The organism is Clostridium sp. (assembly GCF_050717535.1).
GTDB lineage: Bacteria > Bacillota > Clostridia > Clostridiales > Clostridiaceae > Clostridium_AD.
This window is the reverse complement of sequence record NZ_JBOITM010000078.1, coordinates 26,140-45,077: the sequence shown is the minus strand read 5'-3', so window position 1 is coordinate 45,077 and position 18,938 is coordinate 26,140. Positions and strand designations below refer to the sequence as shown.

16 protein-coding genes and 1 pseudogene are annotated in these 18,938 nt (G+C 30.6%); 7 read left to right on the top strand and 10 right to left on the bottom strand.

The window, feature by feature from the left end:
• The first annotated feature begins 570 nt into the window (after positions 1-570).
• Both ACREVU_RS15550 and ACREVU_RS15545 read left to right on the top strand, forming a co-directional pair.
• Positions 571-834, top strand: a complete 264-nt coding sequence (locus ACREVU_RS15550; protein WP_431552520.1) for a hypothetical protein — start codon at positions 571-573, stop codon at positions 832-834.
• 123 nt (positions 835-957) lie between these two features.
• Positions 958-1,245, top strand: coding sequence for a hypothetical protein (locus tag ACREVU_RS15545; RefSeq protein ID WP_431552519.1), 288 nt, complete (start codon positions 958-960; stop codon positions 1,243-1,245).
• A gap of 34 nt (positions 1,246-1,279) precedes the next feature.
• Here the strand turns inward: ACREVU_RS15545 and ACREVU_RS15540 are convergent, their stop codons facing one another.
• The 3 genes from ACREVU_RS15540 to ACREVU_RS15530 all read right to left on the bottom strand — a co-directional run bounded on the left by ACREVU_RS15540 (position 1,280) and on the right by ACREVU_RS15530 (position 2,727).
• Positions 1,280-2,026, bottom strand: coding sequence for a copper homeostasis protein CutC (locus ACREVU_RS15540; RefSeq protein ID WP_431552518.1), 747 nt, complete (start codon positions 2,024-2,026; stop codon positions 1,280-1,282).
• 135 nt (positions 2,027-2,161) lie between these two features.
• A complete protein-coding gene (locus ACREVU_RS15535) occupies positions 2,162-2,374 on the bottom strand; it encodes a CPBP family glutamic-type intramembrane protease (RefSeq protein ID WP_431552517.1) in 213 nt (70 codons plus the stop codon).
• A gap of 134 nt (positions 2,375-2,508) precedes the next feature.
• Positions 2,509-2,727: a hypothetical protein gene (locus ACREVU_RS15530; protein WP_431552516.1), complete on the bottom strand. Its 219-nt coding sequence runs from the start codon at positions 2,725-2,727 to the stop codon at positions 2,509-2,511.
• A gap of 276 nt (positions 2,728-3,003) precedes the next feature.
• Here ACREVU_RS15530 and ACREVU_RS15525 point away from each other — a divergent pair, with 276 nt between their 5' ends.
• The 5 genes from ACREVU_RS15525 (at position 3,004) to gltS (ending at position 9,075) form a co-directional block, all read left to right on the top strand.
• Positions 3,004-3,297: a hypothetical protein gene (locus tag ACREVU_RS15525; protein WP_431552515.1), complete on the top strand. Its 294-nt coding sequence runs from the start codon at positions 3,004-3,006 to the stop codon at positions 3,295-3,297.
• Positions 3,298-3,695: 398 nt separating this feature from the next.
• Positions 3,696-4,094, top strand: coding sequence for an alpha/beta fold hydrolase (locus ACREVU_RS15520; RefSeq protein WP_431552514.1), 399 nt, complete (start codon positions 3,696-3,698; stop codon positions 4,092-4,094).
• 210 nt (positions 4,095-4,304) lie between these two features.
• Complete coding sequence (locus ACREVU_RS15515) at positions 4,305-6,284, top strand: transporter substrate-binding domain-containing protein (protein WP_431552513.1); 1,980 nt, start codon at positions 4,305-4,307, stop codon at positions 6,282-6,284.
• Positions 6,277-7,626: a sigma-54-dependent transcriptional regulator gene (locus tag ACREVU_RS15510; RefSeq protein ID WP_431552512.1), complete on the top strand. Its 1,350-nt coding sequence runs from the start codon at positions 6,277-6,279 to the stop codon at positions 7,624-7,626. The genes ACREVU_RS15515 and ACREVU_RS15510 overlap by 8 nt, the downstream gene beginning before the upstream one ends.
• A gap of 216 nt (positions 7,627-7,842) precedes the next feature.
• Positions 7,843-9,075 carry a sodium/glutamate symporter gene (gene gltS, locus ACREVU_RS15505; RefSeq protein ID WP_431552511.1) on the top strand — a complete coding sequence of 411 codons (1,233 nt, stop codon included), beginning with the start codon at positions 7,843-7,845 and terminating at the stop codon, positions 9,073-9,075.
• Positions 9,076-9,485: 410 nt separating this feature from the next.
• Here the strand turns inward: gltS and adhE are convergent.
• From adhE to ACREVU_RS15470, 7 genes and pseudogenes are all read right to left on the bottom strand, one after another.
• Positions 9,486-11,846: pseudogene (adhE, locus tag ACREVU_RS15500) on the bottom strand (bifunctional acetaldehyde-CoA/alcohol dehydrogenase); the annotation flags it as partial.
• A gap of 463 nt (positions 11,847-12,309) precedes the next feature.
• Positions 12,310-13,116, bottom strand: coding sequence for a carbohydrate-binding protein (locus ACREVU_RS15495; protein ID WP_431552510.1), 807 nt, complete (start codon positions 13,114-13,116; stop codon positions 12,310-12,312).
• Between the two features lie 31 nt (positions 13,117-13,147).
• Entirely contained in the window at positions 13,148-14,029 is an 882-nt protein-coding gene (locus ACREVU_RS15490) for an HAD family hydrolase (protein ID WP_431552509.1), read from the bottom strand.
• A 96-nt stretch (positions 14,030-14,125) separates the two neighbouring features.
• Positions 14,126-15,289 (bottom strand): glycoside hydrolase family 88 protein, encoded by a 1,164-nt coding sequence (locus ACREVU_RS15485; protein ID WP_431552508.1) that lies wholly within the window; start codon positions 15,287-15,289, stop codon positions 14,126-14,128.
• Positions 15,267-16,982 (bottom strand): glycoside hydrolase family 3 protein, encoded by a 1,716-nt coding sequence (locus ACREVU_RS15480; protein WP_431552507.1) that lies wholly within the window; start codon positions 16,980-16,982, stop codon positions 15,267-15,269. The genes ACREVU_RS15485 and ACREVU_RS15480 overlap by 23 nt, the downstream gene beginning before the upstream one ends.
• A 56-nt stretch (positions 16,983-17,038) precedes the next feature.
• Positions 17,039-17,908 carry a carbohydrate ABC transporter permease gene (locus ACREVU_RS15475; protein WP_431552506.1) on the bottom strand — a complete coding sequence of 290 codons (870 nt, stop codon included), beginning with the start codon at positions 17,906-17,908 and terminating at the stop codon, positions 17,039-17,041.
• A gap of 36 nt (positions 17,909-17,944) precedes the next feature.
• Complete coding sequence (locus ACREVU_RS15470) at positions 17,945-18,898, bottom strand: carbohydrate ABC transporter permease (protein WP_431552505.1); 954 nt, start codon at positions 18,896-18,898, stop codon at positions 17,945-17,947.
• Positions 18,899-18,938 lie beyond the last annotated feature (40 nt).

Genomic DNA, 18,938 nt, shown 5'->3' with positions numbered 1-18,938 from the left:
ATTGCCTTCTAAAAATTTTTAAAATAAAAAAGTTATCAGAATGATTATTGCACCTTCATAACCCTTCCACTAATGCCCATTAAATAATTAACTACCAATAATTTTCATACAATTATAGAAGGCATTGGTTTCAGTATCGCAATGGATGCATCAGTTAAGCATTTAAAGAAATTCTTTCTAAATTTTATAAGATTCTAGTTAAATTTAAAATCTCGTTATACGAATATATGTTCGTATAGTGGTAATACTATTATTTATACTCAAATTGTATAAAAAAATAACCATCTAAATTTAATGGGATGGTTAAATGGTGCCACCCACGTGGCAAGTGCCAAGTTTTGGTGTATTGTTGCTAACCGAAATCTTATGTTAAATATTTGAAATTTTTATTAATATCCTATATAATTGAATAATAACGTACTTGCAGATTAATATATAATCTTATACTTTAATTAAAAGTTTTAGAAACAGAAAAATAATTAATTCATAACATTCATTAAGGACCAACTAAATTAATTTCTTAGTTAATGGGTCTTTGTAGGATATTGTGAATTAGTAGGGGGGAAGATTATGAAGTCAATGATATGTAAAAACCCAGTAATATCGGTAGTTGTTATAAATATAATTACTTTCATTATGCTTATGTATGCAATAAGCGAAAGGGCATATGCCGTTACATTGTTACTATCAATAGTAGGCATTGTAAATAGACGAATTATTGAGAATGGAGAAAATATTGATAAACAAAAGAAAACTACAATGCTTATCAGTTTCTTTTTAATAGTGATTATTCAATTTGCTTATGCTATGCATATGATATACTCAAATCATTAATGCGTTATAATATACAAGGTTGAAAATCACTAAAGAAATTAGAAAAACTGAAATGATAGAGGATTTCAAAGTTGAATCTTTCGGTGGAATTATGGGGAATTTTATTAAATAGGAGGTATAAGAATGTTACGATGTCCTAACTGTAATACTAAAATACCATTTTGGAAAACATGGAATCCACTAAATTTTAGTGGAATTAAATGTTTAACATGTAAAAAAATAATAATTGTAGATAACAAAAAATACAGTTTTTGGATAGGAGGAATCGGAGGTTTGGTTGGATCATTAGTTTTAATTAATTTAGTTAAATCTAATTTTCGTTTAAATGCTGTAATTATAACTATATTATGGTTTTTAAGTATAATTTTTGTATCAGATTTGTTTACAAAACTTAAGATTAAAGATAAATAATGTTACTATTTAATTAATATAAGCATGTAATTTGCTACTTATGAACGATTTCAACTAATTCTTTAACTAGTTTAGTATCTACTACTTCATAGGCAAAGTCATCATTAGTATAAGCATAGCTAATATGCTTTGTAGTAGTAGTTTTATCTTTTAACCATGATTTACAAGAGCTATGTACTTGTGTTATTTCGGTATCTTCCATAAACTGCTTCACATTCTTAGCATTGATTCCACTACCCGCTAAGATCTGGATTTCATTTCCAAATTTCTTTTGTAAATCATACAATAACTCTACTCCTTGAACAGCTTTATCCTCTAGTCCACTAGTTAGAATGCGATCCACTCCTAACTTGATTAAAATTTTGATTGCCTCATGTGGATCACTAACACAATCAAAAGCTCGATGGAATACTACTTCTTTTTCTTTCCCATAGGATTTAATAATATCAATTATTCTTTTTGTTTGTGAAATATTTATATTACCTTTATCATTTAAGCATCCAAAAGCAATTCCATCTGCACCATTCTCTAGCATACTCAATACATCTAATACCATTGTTTCATAGTCTTCTTTTTCATAACAGAACCCGGCACCTCTGGGTCTTACCATACAAATAACTCTTAAATTTGTATTCTTTTTCGTCAAAACAAGATTTGCAATACTCGGTGTTAATCCCCCCATATATAAGGCACTATTTAATTCCACCCTATCTGCCTTTCCCATGTAAGCTTGTAAACAATCATAATAACTTCCACAACATACTTCTACTATTTTATTCATAATGCTTCCCTCCATTTTTACACTTTCTTATACTCTACTTACAATTTTTTTTAATTTAATACTAACAACTAACATAGTTATAAATCCAAAAGTACAAATCTATGATAAAATGTCTCCTATTGAAGCATATATTGTTTATACCCCTTCTATAGCTGCATGTATATCTTTGTTTAGGTATTTATGTGGTACACTTATCGATGCAACTTTTACAGTTTTATCTATTGGCTTTAATATAATTCCGATTACATTGATTGCACCATGTAGGATACTTGCAGGAATTACACTATTTGACTTTATCGTTACATAACATAACCATACCCCGAGAACAATACACACCAAAATCATCATTGCAATACCAGTATATGAGGCAAACCTGTAGTCTAAATAGATTATACTTTATTTGTATAAAAATTACACCAAATAAATATTGCCTATCACTCATCTTTTCAACCTTGCTCATAATTAACATCCTCTCTGTACTTCTAATATATTATATTTTTAAAGAGTTTTATATTAAAATATAGTGCAAACAATGCGAGAACGACAAAGCTTGCCCCCTTTGTTACGATGGCTACAAGCGGTAGCTCAATTCCTGCTGATATTTGAAATGCTGTCTGAATTGGAATCATTATTCCAATAACGATGCAAAGTGTTAATAACATCACTAATAAAACATATCCCATTCCTCTCCGTTTTTTCAATTGAAACAAGCAAATCAAAGCAGCCGGGGCAATCACACCCATATCTAAAACATATGCATTTTTCTTGCATATTTCAGTTTTATCTGTTGACTTGTTAGCTAATTTTATAAATACATCATTCTCTGCAAAATAATCATGGTTTATACGAATATATGTTCGTACTATGGCAATAATAATAGTATAGTATAGTATATTATTTTAGTCTAAAATCTGATATACTTTGAGGAGTGATAAAATAAATTTGAGTATGAAATAATCCTTGAGGTGGTGATATTAATGGAAGATAAAATATTTGATTTAATGGGCAAAATGTATACCGAAATGAATACAAAGTTTGATGAAATAAATTCAAGGTTTGATGAAATAAATATAAAACTTGATAAAAAAGCTGACAAGACTGATATTGTAAGACTTGAAGATAAATTTGAAGATAAAACTAAAGCTTTATTTGATGGTTATACACTAACTTATGAAAAATTAACTGATATTGAGAAAAAGCTAGAGGCTATTTCCATTAAGGTTGAAAAACAAGACATTGAAATTCGGGTTATAAAAAATATTGCAAATTAGTAAAAAAAAATTAAAAAATTAATCTAAAAAAATAATTATAGAGCAACCTTTTGGGTTGCTTTTATTGTCTCACTAGATAAAGCTTCAACTTTAACAATTACTCAGCAACTTAATCAATTATATCGACCAAGTTTTCCAAAGAGACTACATAGAAATAAGACTCGGTAATCACTCACATCCATAAATTACGAGTAAGACATAAAACTGAAAATAATCTAATCATAATTGTCCTATCCAATAGCTAATTATTAGTGTTATAGTTATAATTTTACTTAGGAATGCAGTTTTATAAATAAATATAGTATTGTATAAGTTTATTTAAACAGTTTTCTTGTCATAATGAAATACTAATAATGAATAAAGATATCAAAGAATATAGAAGAAGGAGGTAGTTGATAATGAATTTCAAGGTATTTGGAGACATAAATAATAAAGCAATTATTCTAATTCATGGAGCTTTTGTGTCCTGGAAAATGTGGAGTGAACAAATCGAAGCATTTACACCAGATTTTTTTGTGATTGTTCCGCTTTTAGATGGACATGATATTGAAAAGAAATCTACCTTTACTACCATTCAAAACGCTGCTTCTGACATTGCTTTTTGGTATGGCGAAAAAGAAAAAAGACTTCTTGGAAAATCTGTAAAACAATTATCCAAGCTGTTGCCATCATCCCAAATACAGGAATTTAAAAGATTAGGACACGGTGATTTAGTCTCAAAGAATCCTGATATTTTTAACAAGAAGGCATGTGCTTTTTTGGGGACAAGTAGCAACTATAAATGCAGTCCTCTATAACTATTAACCACTTTTCTTTGCCTAAATGCCAAAAACGTCAAAACCCTACCCTTCCATGGGTGGGTTTTAATTTTAATACTAATTTAATTAATTCTACTCTATCACATTTCAGATTCAAAAATTTCCTTGAATTTACTAACGTATGATATAATTAACATAAGGCTTAATAAATATAAATTTAAATATTATTTAAAAGCAAGGTGATAATTTTTGATAAAAAAACTTTTTATTGTAATAATTTCACTATTAACTATTACTTCATTAATCTTAATTTACCATTTTAAAAGTACCACTTTAATACCAGGTAAAAATGATTCCATTGTTCTCAAGGTAGCGAGTGATATTAACTTTCCTCCCTATGAATACGTTGATGAAAATGGAGTATATACTGGTTTTAACGTTGATATAATGAGATCCGTAGCTCTATCTACTGGTATCAATATTGAGTTTTATCCCATGTCTTGGTACGATGCATGCGAAAAACTTAAAAATGGCGACGTTGATGTAATTGAGGGTATGAAAGTTGGCACTGATAGAAATAAATATTATGAATTTTCAAAAGAATATTTAGAAAATTCTCAATCTATTTTTGTTATTGATAGCAATAATGATATAAATAAATTTGAAGACTTGAAAAATAAAAAAGTAGTTATACAACAAGGAGATGTAGCAGTAAATAATCTTACTACTTTAAATAATGTAGCTATTATTTATACAATTGATCAGGAACAGGCAATTCAAAAACTACTTACAGGAGAAGCCGACGCGTATATAGGAAATACCTTAACTGGAGTATTTTTTATAAATAAACTTCAAATTAAAAATAAGATAAAAATTGTAGGTAATATTCTTAATCCAAGTAAATACTCCGTAGCAGTAAAATATGGTGATCTAGAAACTCTTAGAATAGTTAATAGTGGACTTAAAGAAATTAAAAAAAATGGAACATATGATAAAATATACAGGAAATGGTTTGGCCAGCCAGTGAATCTTCCTAGTTGGTATATTCAGCAAATTGTGTTTTTTTCCGTTATGTTAATACTTATACTTGCCCTTATAATGCTTCTGTTTTATAAGTGGAACAACCGTTTAAAAAAAGAGGTTAATAAGCAAACCCGCGAAATTAATGATTCCAATGATGTACTTACAAAAAAAAACATACAAATTAAACTTGAGAGAGACTTTAGAGATCAAATACTTAATAATGTTTTTAGCGGTATTGTTACAATCAACAAGCAAGGCAAAATAACTTTTACAAATAAATTAGCTGAAATTATATTGAAAAGTGAACTTTTAGGTAAGCAATATGAAAATACATCAATAAGTGAGATTATAAATTACAAAGTACCTATTAAAAATTCTGGTGAAAAAGAATTTTTAATAGATAACAACAAACTATATATAAACTACAATGTAGATATACTAAGTAATGTTTATGAAGATATGGATGAAACTATAGTTATATTCAGAGATATAACAGAAGAAAAATTAATGCAGGAAAATATGAGGACAAAGGATAAAATGCAATCACTAGGCAATCTAATTTCAAGTATAGCTCATGAAATTAGGAACCCATTAACATCAATAAGAGCATATGTTGAATTAATCCCAAAAAAATTTGATAATCCTAAATTCAGAGAAATGGTTTGCAAAGATATCCCTACAGAAATAGATAGACTAAATACTTTGATAAATGATTTACTAGAATATTCAAGGCCACAAAAGCCCTTTAGGGAAAAAACAGATTTATACGAAATCGTTAATAAGGTTATACTCTTATTAAAAAACAAAATGCAAACTGAAAACATTATTATAGAAAATAATATAAACAAAAACAATTTCATATTAATAGATAAAAACCAGTTGCGGCAAGTACTTATAAATATAGTCCTAAATGCTGCTGAATGCTTAAATAAAGAGGATAAGAGAATAATTATTTGGTCAAAAGCAAATAACAATTCAGTATTACTATTTATTAAGGATAATGGTTGTGGTATTAAAAAAGATACTATAAATAATATATTTAATCCATTTTTTACAACTAAGGACACAGGTACTGGTCTCGGGCTCTTTATAAGTTATCAATTATTATCAGAAAATAATGCTACAATTGAAGTTCAAAGCACCACAGATGAGGGTACTACATTTATAATTAAATTTTGCCACATGGAGGCTGATAATAATGAATAAATTATTAATAGTTGATGATGAATCATCAATTTGTACAGCTCTAAGCTTTGCTCTTGAAGATGAGTATGAAGTATTTACCGCGCTTGACGAAGTAACGGCTATAGATATTGTTACTAATACTGATATATCAATAATTCTTTTGGATCTTAACCTTGGAAAGAGTAATGGTATTACTGTTTTAAAGAGAATTAAAATAATTAAACCGGATATTGCAGTTTTAATTATGACCGCATACGGAACAATTGAATCAACAGTTGAAGCTATAAAAGCAGGAGCTTTTTACTATGTTACGAAACCAATAAAAATTGATGAATTAATACTTTTAGTAAATAAAGCTGCTGAATATATTTCATTAAATATTAAGATTAAATACTTGAGTAATCAAATAAATATGAATAACCCTAATTACAATATGATAGGCAATTCGAAAAAAATGTTAGATATATTTGATTTAATCAATAGGGTTAAAGACATAGATAGTAATGTATTAATCACAGGAGAAAGTGGAACTGGAAAAGAACTTGTAGCAAAAGCAATACATTTTGACGGCAGTAGAAATGGACACCCTTTTAATGTAATAAATTGTTCAGCAATACCTGGAAACTTACTTGAAAGCGAATTATTTGGTTTTAAAAAAGGTTCTTTTACTGGTGCATTTCAAGATAGAAAAGGTGTAATAGAATTATCTAATGAAGGAACACTTTTTCTGGATGAAATTGGAGATATGGATGTGAATCTTCAAACTAAATTGCTTAGGGTTCTGCAGGATAAAATAGTATATCCTATTGGCTCTATCAATGGCACCAAAATAAATGTACGAATTATTGCAGTTACAAACAAGGATTTAAAACATGAGGTAGAAGTAAATGCCTTTAGGAAAGATTTATTTTATAGATTAAATGTAATACATATAACTATGCCTCCACTTCGGGAACGGAGAGAAGATATTCCAAGGCTAGTGGACCATTTCATAAAGAACTATAATATATTCTTAAGCAAAGACATTAAAGGCATTTCAGCTAAAGCTCTTCAGGCAATTGAAAAATATAAATTTGATGGTAACGTGCGTGAGCTGCAAAATATAATAGAGAGAGCAGTTGCTTTAACAAGACATGATTTTATTACCGTAGAAGACCTACCTGAGGATGTGTTTTTTTCAGAGAATATTGTTAATAGCTGTGATGATATAATTCCCATTTATGTTGGCGAAGATATGAAGTCCATAGAAAGAAAAGTAATTGAATATAATCTGATAAAATTTAAAAATAGCAGAAAAAAGACGTCTGAAGCATTAGGTATAAGTGAACGAAATTTAAGATACAAAATCAAAGAATACAATTAGAAAAATCCTGCAAATTTTGCCACTCTGCAAAATTTGCAGGGTTTTTAATTTTAAACAATATTCATATATACTGCAAATATTATTTTATTCTATGATTTCCCGGTAAATACAAGAAACATAGCAAATAGAATAAGCATCTCGAAATAAAATTTTATGGCATAAAACTTGCTCTAATATATAGATATATTATTCTATGATGATAAAGGGGGAACAATTATGAAAACAGAATTAGTAGAAGGCTTACTTACTCTAAAGATTGATATGGTAGCAACCTTAGCTACTTCAATTTTATTATTACTGTTAGGTTATTGGCTTATAAAGAAGGTATCTTTTTTTAAGAAGTTTTGTATTCCTGCTCCTGTAATTGGAGGTTTGTTATTTTCAATACTTGCACTTGTTCTAAAACAGAGTGGGCTAATAACAATTAGTATGGATACAACCTTTCAATCACCTTTTATGATAGCCTTTTTTACAACTATTGGGCTTGGAGCAAGTTTTAGTTTACTTAAAAAAGGTGGAAAATGTTTAATCATCTACTGGCTACTCTGCGGAGTACTTGCCATTTCGCAGAATGTTATAGGTGTTGTATTTGCAAAACTTACTGGAATTCACCCTATGTTTGGTGTTATGGCAGGTGCAGTTTCTATGGAAGGTGGCCACGGTGCAGCCGCAGCTTTCGGAAAAACTGCTGAAGCCATGGGTATAACCGGGTCTGCTACAGTAGCTATAGCTGCTGCTACTTTTGGTCTTATATGTGGTGGACTTATTGGTGGACCTATTGCAAAGCATTTAATAGACAAGTACAAATTAAAACCTAGCACATCAAATAAATATGATGTAAAATCCTTTGACGATGCTATAGGTGATACTGGAAATACAAAAATCACAACAAATATCTTTATGACTCACATGGCAATAATAACCGTTTGTATGACACTTGGATCTATTGGCAGCACATGGTTCTCTACAATTACAGGACTTTCTTTACCAGGGTATGTAGGTGCTATGTTTGTAGCAGTAGCTTTTAGAAATATAAATGATAAAATGAACATTGTTAATCTGGATTATTACACAATAGATTTAATGGGTAACGTATCCCTTGGAATTTTCCTTTCAATGGCATTAATGACATTGAAGCTTTGGGAACTTGTAGGACTTGCAGGTCCTTTATTGATAATAGTTACTGTGCAGGTAATCTTTGTAGTATTATATACAGTATTTGTTGTATTTAAGTTCCTTGGAAAAGACTTCGATGCAGCTGTCATGGCCGCTGGTATGGCAGGTCATGGACTTGGTGCTACTCCAAATGCTATAGCTAATATGGGAGCTGTTACTGAAAAATATGGTCCATCTCCAAAGGCATTCTTAATAGTTCCATTGGTTGGTGCATTTCTAATTGACCTTATAGGTATCCCAACTATTGTATTTTTCATGAATCTATTTAAATAAATATATACTTAATGAAATTAAATCAATAAATCTTTCATAACATGATTTTAAAAAAGAAAACAAAGGGTTTAAGTTAATATTTCCTTTATTTAATTACCTGTCCAAACCCCCTAGAAGAAACTGGAAACAGTTTCTTCTTGCTAATTCTCATTAAGATATTTATGATGCCACCCACGTGGCAAGTGGCAACTTATTATTTACTTTATCATTTTTTTATACAGATGGTACAGCCATAGTCATTAGAAAAAAGCATCGCACATTTTATAAAGGTATAGTAAAAAAACACATGTCAATAATCTTTTATTTTAGATTATTGACACATGTTTATAAGACATACTATCCGTTACTTTGTTAAATTCATTTAGTAGCCTAGTAATTATTTTAAAATCTTATTGTATAATAAATTACTTTTAATTATTTTTCACTTCTGTTTTAATTGTACCAAATGAATTTATATATAGCTGTTTTATCTCACTTATCATTGGATATCTAGGACTGGCGATAGTGCATTGATCATCAAATGCTTTCTCAGACATATCATCCAATGTTAAATAGAAATCTTCTTCTTTAACTCCAACATCTTTTATAGTCAATGGAATATTTAATTTTGATTTAAGATCAGTAATTGATTTTATTAATAAACCTACCTTTTCATCATCGGTATTCCCACCTAAATTTAAGAAATTCGCAATGCTTGCATATCTTTCTTTTGAATCCGGGTATTTATTTTGTGGGAAGGAAGCTTGTCTTACTGGAATATCTACTGCATTAAATTTAATTACTTCCTCAATTAATACAGCAATTGCAATACCATGAGGCATATGGTGTTGTGCTCCTAATTTGTGTGCCATTGAATGATTTATTCCTAAAAATGCGTTTCCAAATGCCATACCTGCTATTGTGGATGCATGTGCCATTTTCTCTCTTGCAACTATATTGGTAGTTCCTTCGCTATATGCTGCTGGTAAATATTCAAATATTGTTTTTATAGCTTGAAGAGCTAATCCATCCGTATAATCCGTAGCCATGACAGATACATAGGCTTCAAGAGCATGAGACAGTGCATCTATTCCTGTAGCTGCAGTTAAAGCTTTAGGCATATTCATCATAAGCTGTGCATCTACAATTGCCATATTAGGTGTTAATTCATAATCTGAAAGTGGATATTTCATTCCTGTTTTCTCATCTGTTATAACTGCAAATGGGGTTACTTCTGAACCAGTACCGGCAGTTGTTGGTATTGCTACTAACATGGCCTTAATTCCAAGTTTTGGGAAATGGTGTATTCTCTTTCTTATATCCATAAATTTCATTGCTAACTCATCAAATTTTTCTTCTGGATGCTCATATAACACTTGCATGATTTTAGCTGCATCCATAGCTGATCCTCCACCGATTGTTATTATGGTATCTGGCTCAAATTCCAGCATTTCTTTGGCACCTTGATAAGCACATTCAAGTGTAGGATCAGACTTAACATCTGAAAATATTTTAAAACTTATACCAATTTCTTCAAGAACTTTTGTTATTTTAGCTGCATATCCTAATTCACAAAGCATTTTATCAGTTACAATAAATGCTTTTTTCTTGCCCATATCCTTTAATTCTTTAAGTGCAGGTTCCAAGCATCCATATTTGAAGTATATTTTTTCTGGTACTTTAAACCAAAGCATATTTTCCCTTCTCTCGGCTACTGTTTTTATATTTAACAAATGTTTAGGTTCTACATTTTCTGACACTGAATTTCCGCCCCAAAATCCACAACCTAGGGTAAATGAAGGTGCTATTTTAAAATTAAATAAATCACCACTAGCCCCTTGAGCTGAAGGCATATTTATAAAAGTTCTTACAGTCTTCATTTTAGAACTAAATTTTTCTACTTTCTCTTTTTCCCTCATAGAATCTATATACAATGAAGAGGTATGTCCCATACCACCAAGTTCAATAAGTCTTTCTGCCTTTTCTAAAGCTTCATCAAAACTACTTACTTTATACATAGCTATTACTGTTGATAGTTTTTCACGTGAAATTACTTCTGTTAATTCAACTGAGACTACTTCTCCAATAAGCACCTTTGTCCAGTCAGGTACAGTAATATCTGCTAAGCTTGCTATGCTACAAGCTGATTTTCCAACTATGCTTGCATTTATCTTATCATCTTTAAACATAATGTTTTTAACCTTATCTAATTCATCCTGATTTAATATATATGCTCCTCTTTTAATAAATTCATTTTTAACTTTAGTATATATTGAATCTAACACTATTACAGATTGCTCTGAAGCACATATTAGTCCATTATCATATGTTTTGGATAATATTATTGAATTCACAGCCATTTTTATATCTGCACTTTCATCAATTATAGCTGGTGTATTTCCTGGTCCAACACCAATAGCTGGTTTTCCTGATGAATAAGCCGATTTCACCATAGCTGGGCCTCCTGTAGCAAGTACTACATCAGCTTTACTCATAAGCATTTTTGAAAGTTCTATAGATGGTTCATCTATCCAATCTATTATTCCTTCAGGGGCTCCGGCCTTAACTGCTGCATCCAAAAGCAATTTTGCTGTTGCTATTATTGATTTTTTTGATCTTGGATGAGGAGAAAATATTATACCATTCCTGGTTTTTAAAGAAATTAATGCCTTAAAAATTACTGTTGATGTAGGATTCGTAGTTGGTATTATAGCTGCTATAACACCGATTGGTTCTGCAATTTTTGTTATGCCATAAGTTTCATCTCTTTCAATAACACCACATGTTTTCTCAATTTGTAGATTTACCCCCCCCTATGATATAATAATTCAAAATGTGCTTATTTTAGATGTTAGTGAATTAAAATTCACCTTAATATCTTTGTATTTTTATTACAATTATTATATGCTCTACAACTTTTCATATACATAAATCCTGTCAAAGCCTACAAAAAACCACCCTTCCCAGGGTGGTTTCTAACTTTAGTACTAATTTATTTATCTTAGTCCATCCATTCTTTCTTTAATACTCATTAATTGATTAGGTTGCCAAAAGGTTTTTATGTTATCATTATTTATTCCTTTGCATTTTAACTAGCAAGAAACGAGCAATTCTAATGAACCTAAGGTTTAAGATGCTTTTTCCTTGATTTTTGTTATATTAGCGATTAGTTTCCGAATTCACTCAATGTGTTCTTCTATCATGATTTATTTATTGCTACTAATAAATCTTTCATAGTTAAATTCAACCATTACTTTAAATATCATTACCGTAAACTTGAATTTCCGTCAATGCTGCAAAATCAATATTTTCTTCAGCCTTTTTAAAATTTAATAGTTTAATCCATGTAATTACTTTTTTATTAAACTTAAAACATTGAGCTCCACAAGACCTAACTGGTTCTACAATTTTATGACTGCCATCTGAAAACTCTACTCGAACATAATTCCAATAAGTATCATGTGGGTAATCAGCTCTTAAGTACAAAACTATTTTATCTACTTCTACTTTTCTTCCAAAATCAATAATTATTTGCGCATCTTCCTTTTGCCCAATTCCCCAAGACTGATACGGCCATTTTCCATGACTCTGCGTATCTGTTCTTCCATCAATAACATTTCGAGCAGCAAAAATCGATTCGTTTCGAGTCTCCACATTTGCTGTTGCATGTGGGTAATACGTTGTCTCACCTCTTTTATCCATTACATTTTCAGCAAGGTCTCTATATGCAAAAACTTCTTCTTTTTTAGCAAGGCGCATAGTCATATTGTGCTTTTTACCTTTAAAAGTATTATCTGAATATGGCTTTGCCTGTTCATTAAAAGGTATTGCAAACTCCAAAGTGCTCCCAATTAAATATACTAAGGATTCATTTAGTTCATCGTCTATCCTAATTACTAAATATTTGTTCTCAGATACATTTGCAAAATGAATTTTATCCCCTTGTTGATAACTTTCTTCATATGTAAGTGAAATTTTCGTATTTCCAGAAACTTCGCTTTTAATTACATTAGATTTATTTAGTATCTGTATTGTTAATTCCTTTATAGGGTTTTTCTCCATAAATTTCACTCCCCTTTCTTTTCTTACACTTCTACTCCCAAGGTAGATTAGAATGTAACACATCATTAAATTCACAAATTAACTGTTTTTGATATTTCCCCTTGTAGCTTCCATTTAAAAACTTATCAAAAGCTTCATTATAAAATTTTTGCCATGACATTTCTTCCTTGCCTGGTATTATTGGATAGTATAAAATGCCATTATCCTTAGCGGCTTTTAAATCCCCAGGTGCGTCACCCACCATTAATACTTGAGAATTATCATATTTCTTATTTTTTATATATCCGATACATGAAGTTTTAGATCCCATTTCCTGTCCAGCTAACACTTTAACAAAAGAAGCAATACCATATTCATTCCATTCCTTTTTCAGTGCCTGCGCATTAGCGGAAGAAATTACAGCTATATCAGCATATTTTTGTGCTTTTTCCAAACTTTTGCGAACACTCTCAAAAGGTAAACAATCTACCTCAGATTTTGCAATCGCTTCATTAACTGACTTAGACCAAATAATAGCTTTTTCTAATGTAACATCACTACCCTCTTCTATCCTAGCCTCAAGTAAAACATTAGATAATTTATCACTTTTTTTTGTCCACTCACATAGAGATTTGATATCTGGAAGTTGAAATTGTTTATTTAATTTTGTTTTCTTGTCCTTTAATAACTCAAACACTTTTACCAATGCTAAAAAACGATTTATCCCTCTCCATTTTGAGTAAAGATTAACATAATTCCATACCTGCATAACATCTTCTTCAATACTTTCCAACTTCCATATTTTAATCATCTTTGGTCCAAAAATTTCTTTGTGCTTGTATTCCATTGTGTTTACAGCACATCCATCGGAATCAACGCACACTAAGAACTCTTTTTCTTTTTTCATCTCTTTTAACTTTAATGCTGAGTCCATTTTGTATACCATCTCCTAAATACCATACTTTAATACCATCCGTATCAATACATTTGGAATCAAAGTTTAACTTATTCCCAAAGTAAATTTAGGCTACTAAAAAATACGCCTTTTCCAACCTAATAATTTGGCTATCCCCTCAACAAAAAAATAATCACCATAAATCAGTGAAACATTTATGCCAATATTACCTGGCTTATTGCTAGTAGCAGAATTTAAAATTCCTTCCTCATCTGGTTTGCTAAAGTTTGAATAGCTTTTTGCAAGAGAAAGTAATATTTTTTCTGCCCATTTTTTGTAAATTTGTCCATCCTCCTGGCCAAGACAATCAGCGATTTCAAGTAATCCTGAAGCTGCACAAGCAGCTGCAGAGGTATCCCTTGGTTCATCAATATTTGATGGTGTTCTAAAATCCCAATATGCTACGTTATCTTCAGGCATACAAGAAATAAAATATTTTGCAACTTTAATTGCTGCTTTTAAATACTTAACGTCGCCAGTAGATTTATATGTATTTGCCATACCATATAATGCCCATGCTTGCCCCCTGCTCCAGGATGAACCTGGTCCATATCCTTGACCTCCCTTTTCATCTACAACTTCACCAGTTTCAGGATTGAAACATACAATATGTTTTACTGAACCGTCATCTCTTATAAATTCTCGAATTACTGTATCTGCATGCGCTACCCCTATATGTTTAAATCTTGGATCTCCTGATTCAGTAGAAGCCCAGAACAGTAAAGATAAATTCATACACGTGTCAATAATTGACCAACCAATTTTTTCATCCTGATTCCAAGCACGAATAAAATTTCCCGCAATATTAAATCTCCCAGCTAAAAAATCTGCTGCAAAAATCCCACGTCGCCTTGCATCCTTATTACCAGTTATCTTATATTTAATAACTGCTGTTGGTAAAAATTGAAATCCTACATCATGATGAAACCTATTTTCCCGCAGGTACAAAGTTTCTATTTTTTCATCAAAGTTCCATGCAGAATTTTTATATTTATCTTTTCCAGTTATTTCATACATAAGCCAAAGTATTCCTGGCCAAAAGCCAGATGTCCACCAATCATAGCTATTATTATCATAAACACCATCTTTAGTCATATGACTGGCTTTAGCATTTAGCGAATGCATATTTGAATTAACTTTTTTTTCAATTGCCTCTAATATATCTTGTGTACTTAAACTTACCATATCCGTACCTCCCAAAACCATTCTTTTATATTCATTCACTAAGTTTATACTCAATAGGCCATTCCCCTTCAGGAACTACTTCACCAAATATTACTCCTGCAACAACCTCTATATTGTCTGGTGAGGTTGCAAAAGTTATAACTACTGAATCTGCTTCCTTTGGTATACTTAATACTTCATAAGGAGTATTGGTAACTAATACTACTTGTTTAGATTTATCACCTACGATTTCTTTTATAATATCATTATTGGCAAGTTTTCCTCGTATATAAAAATTAGTTACAATTATGATATTATAGTCTTTAATTCTTCTCCTAATGTTATCTATATCCTGTTCATCAAAAGTATAATTTGTTTCTAAATATGATATGTTTTTCTTATACTTAGTACATTTTTTAAAAAGTATACCCGGATACCAGCTAAAATTATTCGGTGTTTTATTTATTTGTTCTATAACCAATATTTTTTCATTTTTACGTATAGGCAACAATTTGTTTCTATCTCTTGCCACAAGAACAGATTTTCTTGCAACTAATTTTGATAAAGCAACTATTCTCTTTTCATTAATTATATCCTCAGGCCTTTCACCTGTTATTGTTTCATAATTAAATAACCCATACTCATATTTTACATTTAATACTCTATACACTTTTTTGTCTAATTCTTCTATACTGATTTTTCCATCTTTAATAAATTCTTTTATTTTATTAAAAGTTTCTTCAACAAGACTCCCCTCAGCTTTCATAAGTACAAGATCTGCTCCAGCTTCAAGTGATAATGCACAAGCATTTGCAACTCCATACTTTATAGCAATCGCTCCCATGGTCATACTGTCTGTAGCAATTACTCCATCAAATTTTAATTCCTCTCTTAGTAATCCAGTTATTATCTTCTTTGAAACTGTAGCAATATGCTCGCTATCAAATGCTGGAAATATACTATGTGCTATCATTATAGACGGCAATAAACCTTTATTTATAAGCACTTTATAAGGTAATAATTCTCGTTTTAACATAGTCTCTCTATCCACATTTATAACCGGTACCTCAAAGTGTGCATCCACAGGTGAATCTCCTCTTCCTGGAAAATGTTTACCTGTTGCAATTAACCCCCCTTCCTTGAAACCCAAACAGGATTGCTCTGAGTATTCCACTACTTCTTCCACTCTATCAGAATAAGCTCTTGTATAAACTTCGGGATTTCTAGGATCTACATTAATATCAATAACCGGAGAATGTATCCAATTAAAGCCCACTGCTTTACTTTGCTTAGAAACTGCTAAAGCAACTTCATAAGCAAGTTTGCTATCCCCTGTTGCTCTTATTCCCATCGGTTTTGTGAATATATTTACTCCACTAAAATTAAAATCTGAACTAGTTCCACCCTCTTGATCATATGAAAAATGAAGTGGTATTCCGTGAGGCCTATTCATAGCTAATTTCTGAAATTCGCAAAGTAGCTTTTTATATTCAGACGCATTTGTAGTTGGAGGCTCTATACCATTTTTAAAACCTTTTTCATCTACAACATTAACAACAGTTTCTCCAGATTTAGGATTTACATAACTTCCAAAACTTCTTGAAGTTGGAGAAAGCCTTAACCCACCACAATGATATTTAGTTATAAACTCGTATATATGTGGCATTGCTATAGTTCCACTAAAACCTAATGTTAATAATGCTCCAACCTTTTCATCCAATGTCATCTTAGAAATTAGATTTTTCACATATTTATTCTCACTCTTCATAATTTCCTCCTATATAAGTTCTTACAAGGGTACGCTTAAACCCTAGTATATAAAAATCATCCTTTAACCCCTCCAACAGTCAAACCAGAAATAAATTGCTTACTGGCAAATACATATACTATAAGCATTGGTACCAATGCTATAGAAGCTCCAGCTACCATTATATTCCATTGAATTGCCGCACCATCAGCATATTTTAGGTTTACAACTCCTACTGTCAAAGTCATAAGATTTTTGTTCATTATTGAAAATATAGATGGCAATACATATGAATTCCAAGCATCTCTAAACGCAAACAATCCAACAACCCCTAGTATAGGCCTGATTAAAGGAATTATTATTTGCCAATAAATTCTAAACGTACTGCAACCATCTATTTTTGCAGCTTCGTCAAGTTCCTTTGGAATTCCTCTTACGAATCTTTCAACTATAAATATATTCATACCCTGAGCTCCTATTTGGATTAGAATTATTGCCCATAGACTTTTATTTAATCCAATACCTACCATCATAATATATAATGGTTTATATACAATTGCTCCTAAAGTTATAAACATTGTAGATAAAAGAACTGCTTTAAAAATTTTTTTACCAAAGAAATTCTTCCTTGCAAGTATATATCCCGCCATTGAGGAAATTAATAAAGAACCCAATGTAACAAAGAAGCAAAAATAAAGACTGTTCCAAGTATATATTGCAAAATTAGCTTTTTTCCATGCATCAATATAATTTGTAAGCCTCCATACCTTTGGTATGATATTACCACCTATCATTAGTTCCATATTACTTTTAAATGACCCTAAAATAATATAAACAACAGGAAACAATGTAAATATAATCATAGAAATTATAAAAATCCATTTCAATATATTAAGGAATATCGTCGCAAGAGATTTTACATTTTTATAATTCGAATTAATTCCCATATTAATTCCACCTTTCATTTAGCATTTCACCTCATTTTATTGTATGTCCTCACTTGATTTTCTAGAGTAATAGAGATACGCACAGGTTATTATACCAACAATAATAGCTGATACAAATGCTGCTGTAGCACCATAACCATAATTAGTTCTAAAATCAGAACCATCAGACATAGGGAAAAATAGCTTATATACATAAAGAAACATAACATCTGTGGATCCATTTGGCCCTCCACCAGTAAGAACCATAATACTTTCATATCCCTTAAGTGATACAGTTATCGCCATCATAATTATAATCTGCATAACCGGTCCAAGCATAGGAATGGTTATATACCAGGTTGTTTGCAACTTATTTGCACCATCAATCTCAGCACTTTCATATATTTCTTGCGGTATTGATTGAAGACCCGCAATAAAATAAATCATATAATTACCTATCGCTCCCCATACTGCTACTAAAATTACTGACAGCATAGCATACTTTTTACCTAGCCAATTAATAGGCTGGCTAACTATATGGAAATTTATTAATATCTGGTTAAGTACACCATTATATGGATTCAATATGTAATAAAACATCATAGCCATAACAGCGGTACTGATAATTGTAGGCATAAAAATCATAGCTCTAACTACATCTTTTCCTTTTAATTTTTCATTTATAAGTAATGCAAGTAAAAAAGATATTGGAATAGTCAAAAGGATTTTTCCACCACCATAAATAAATGTATTCAAAACTGTTTTCCAGAAATAAGTATCTCTTGTGAAAATTCTAACAAAATTTCCCATACCTATAAACTTAGCTGGTGTAGACTCGTCAAATTCACAAAACATATACCTAAGAACCCATACTAATGGATATATAGAAAATACCAAAAGAAAAACAAAACTAGGTAGAATCATTCCATATGTCTGCAGTCTTTCTTTTAAATTTTCTTTCTTATTGAAATTTAAAGACTTATTAGTATTACTTTTTCTTATAACTTGCATGCCTCTTCCCCCTTATTAAAATTGTGCCTGGACTCATTTG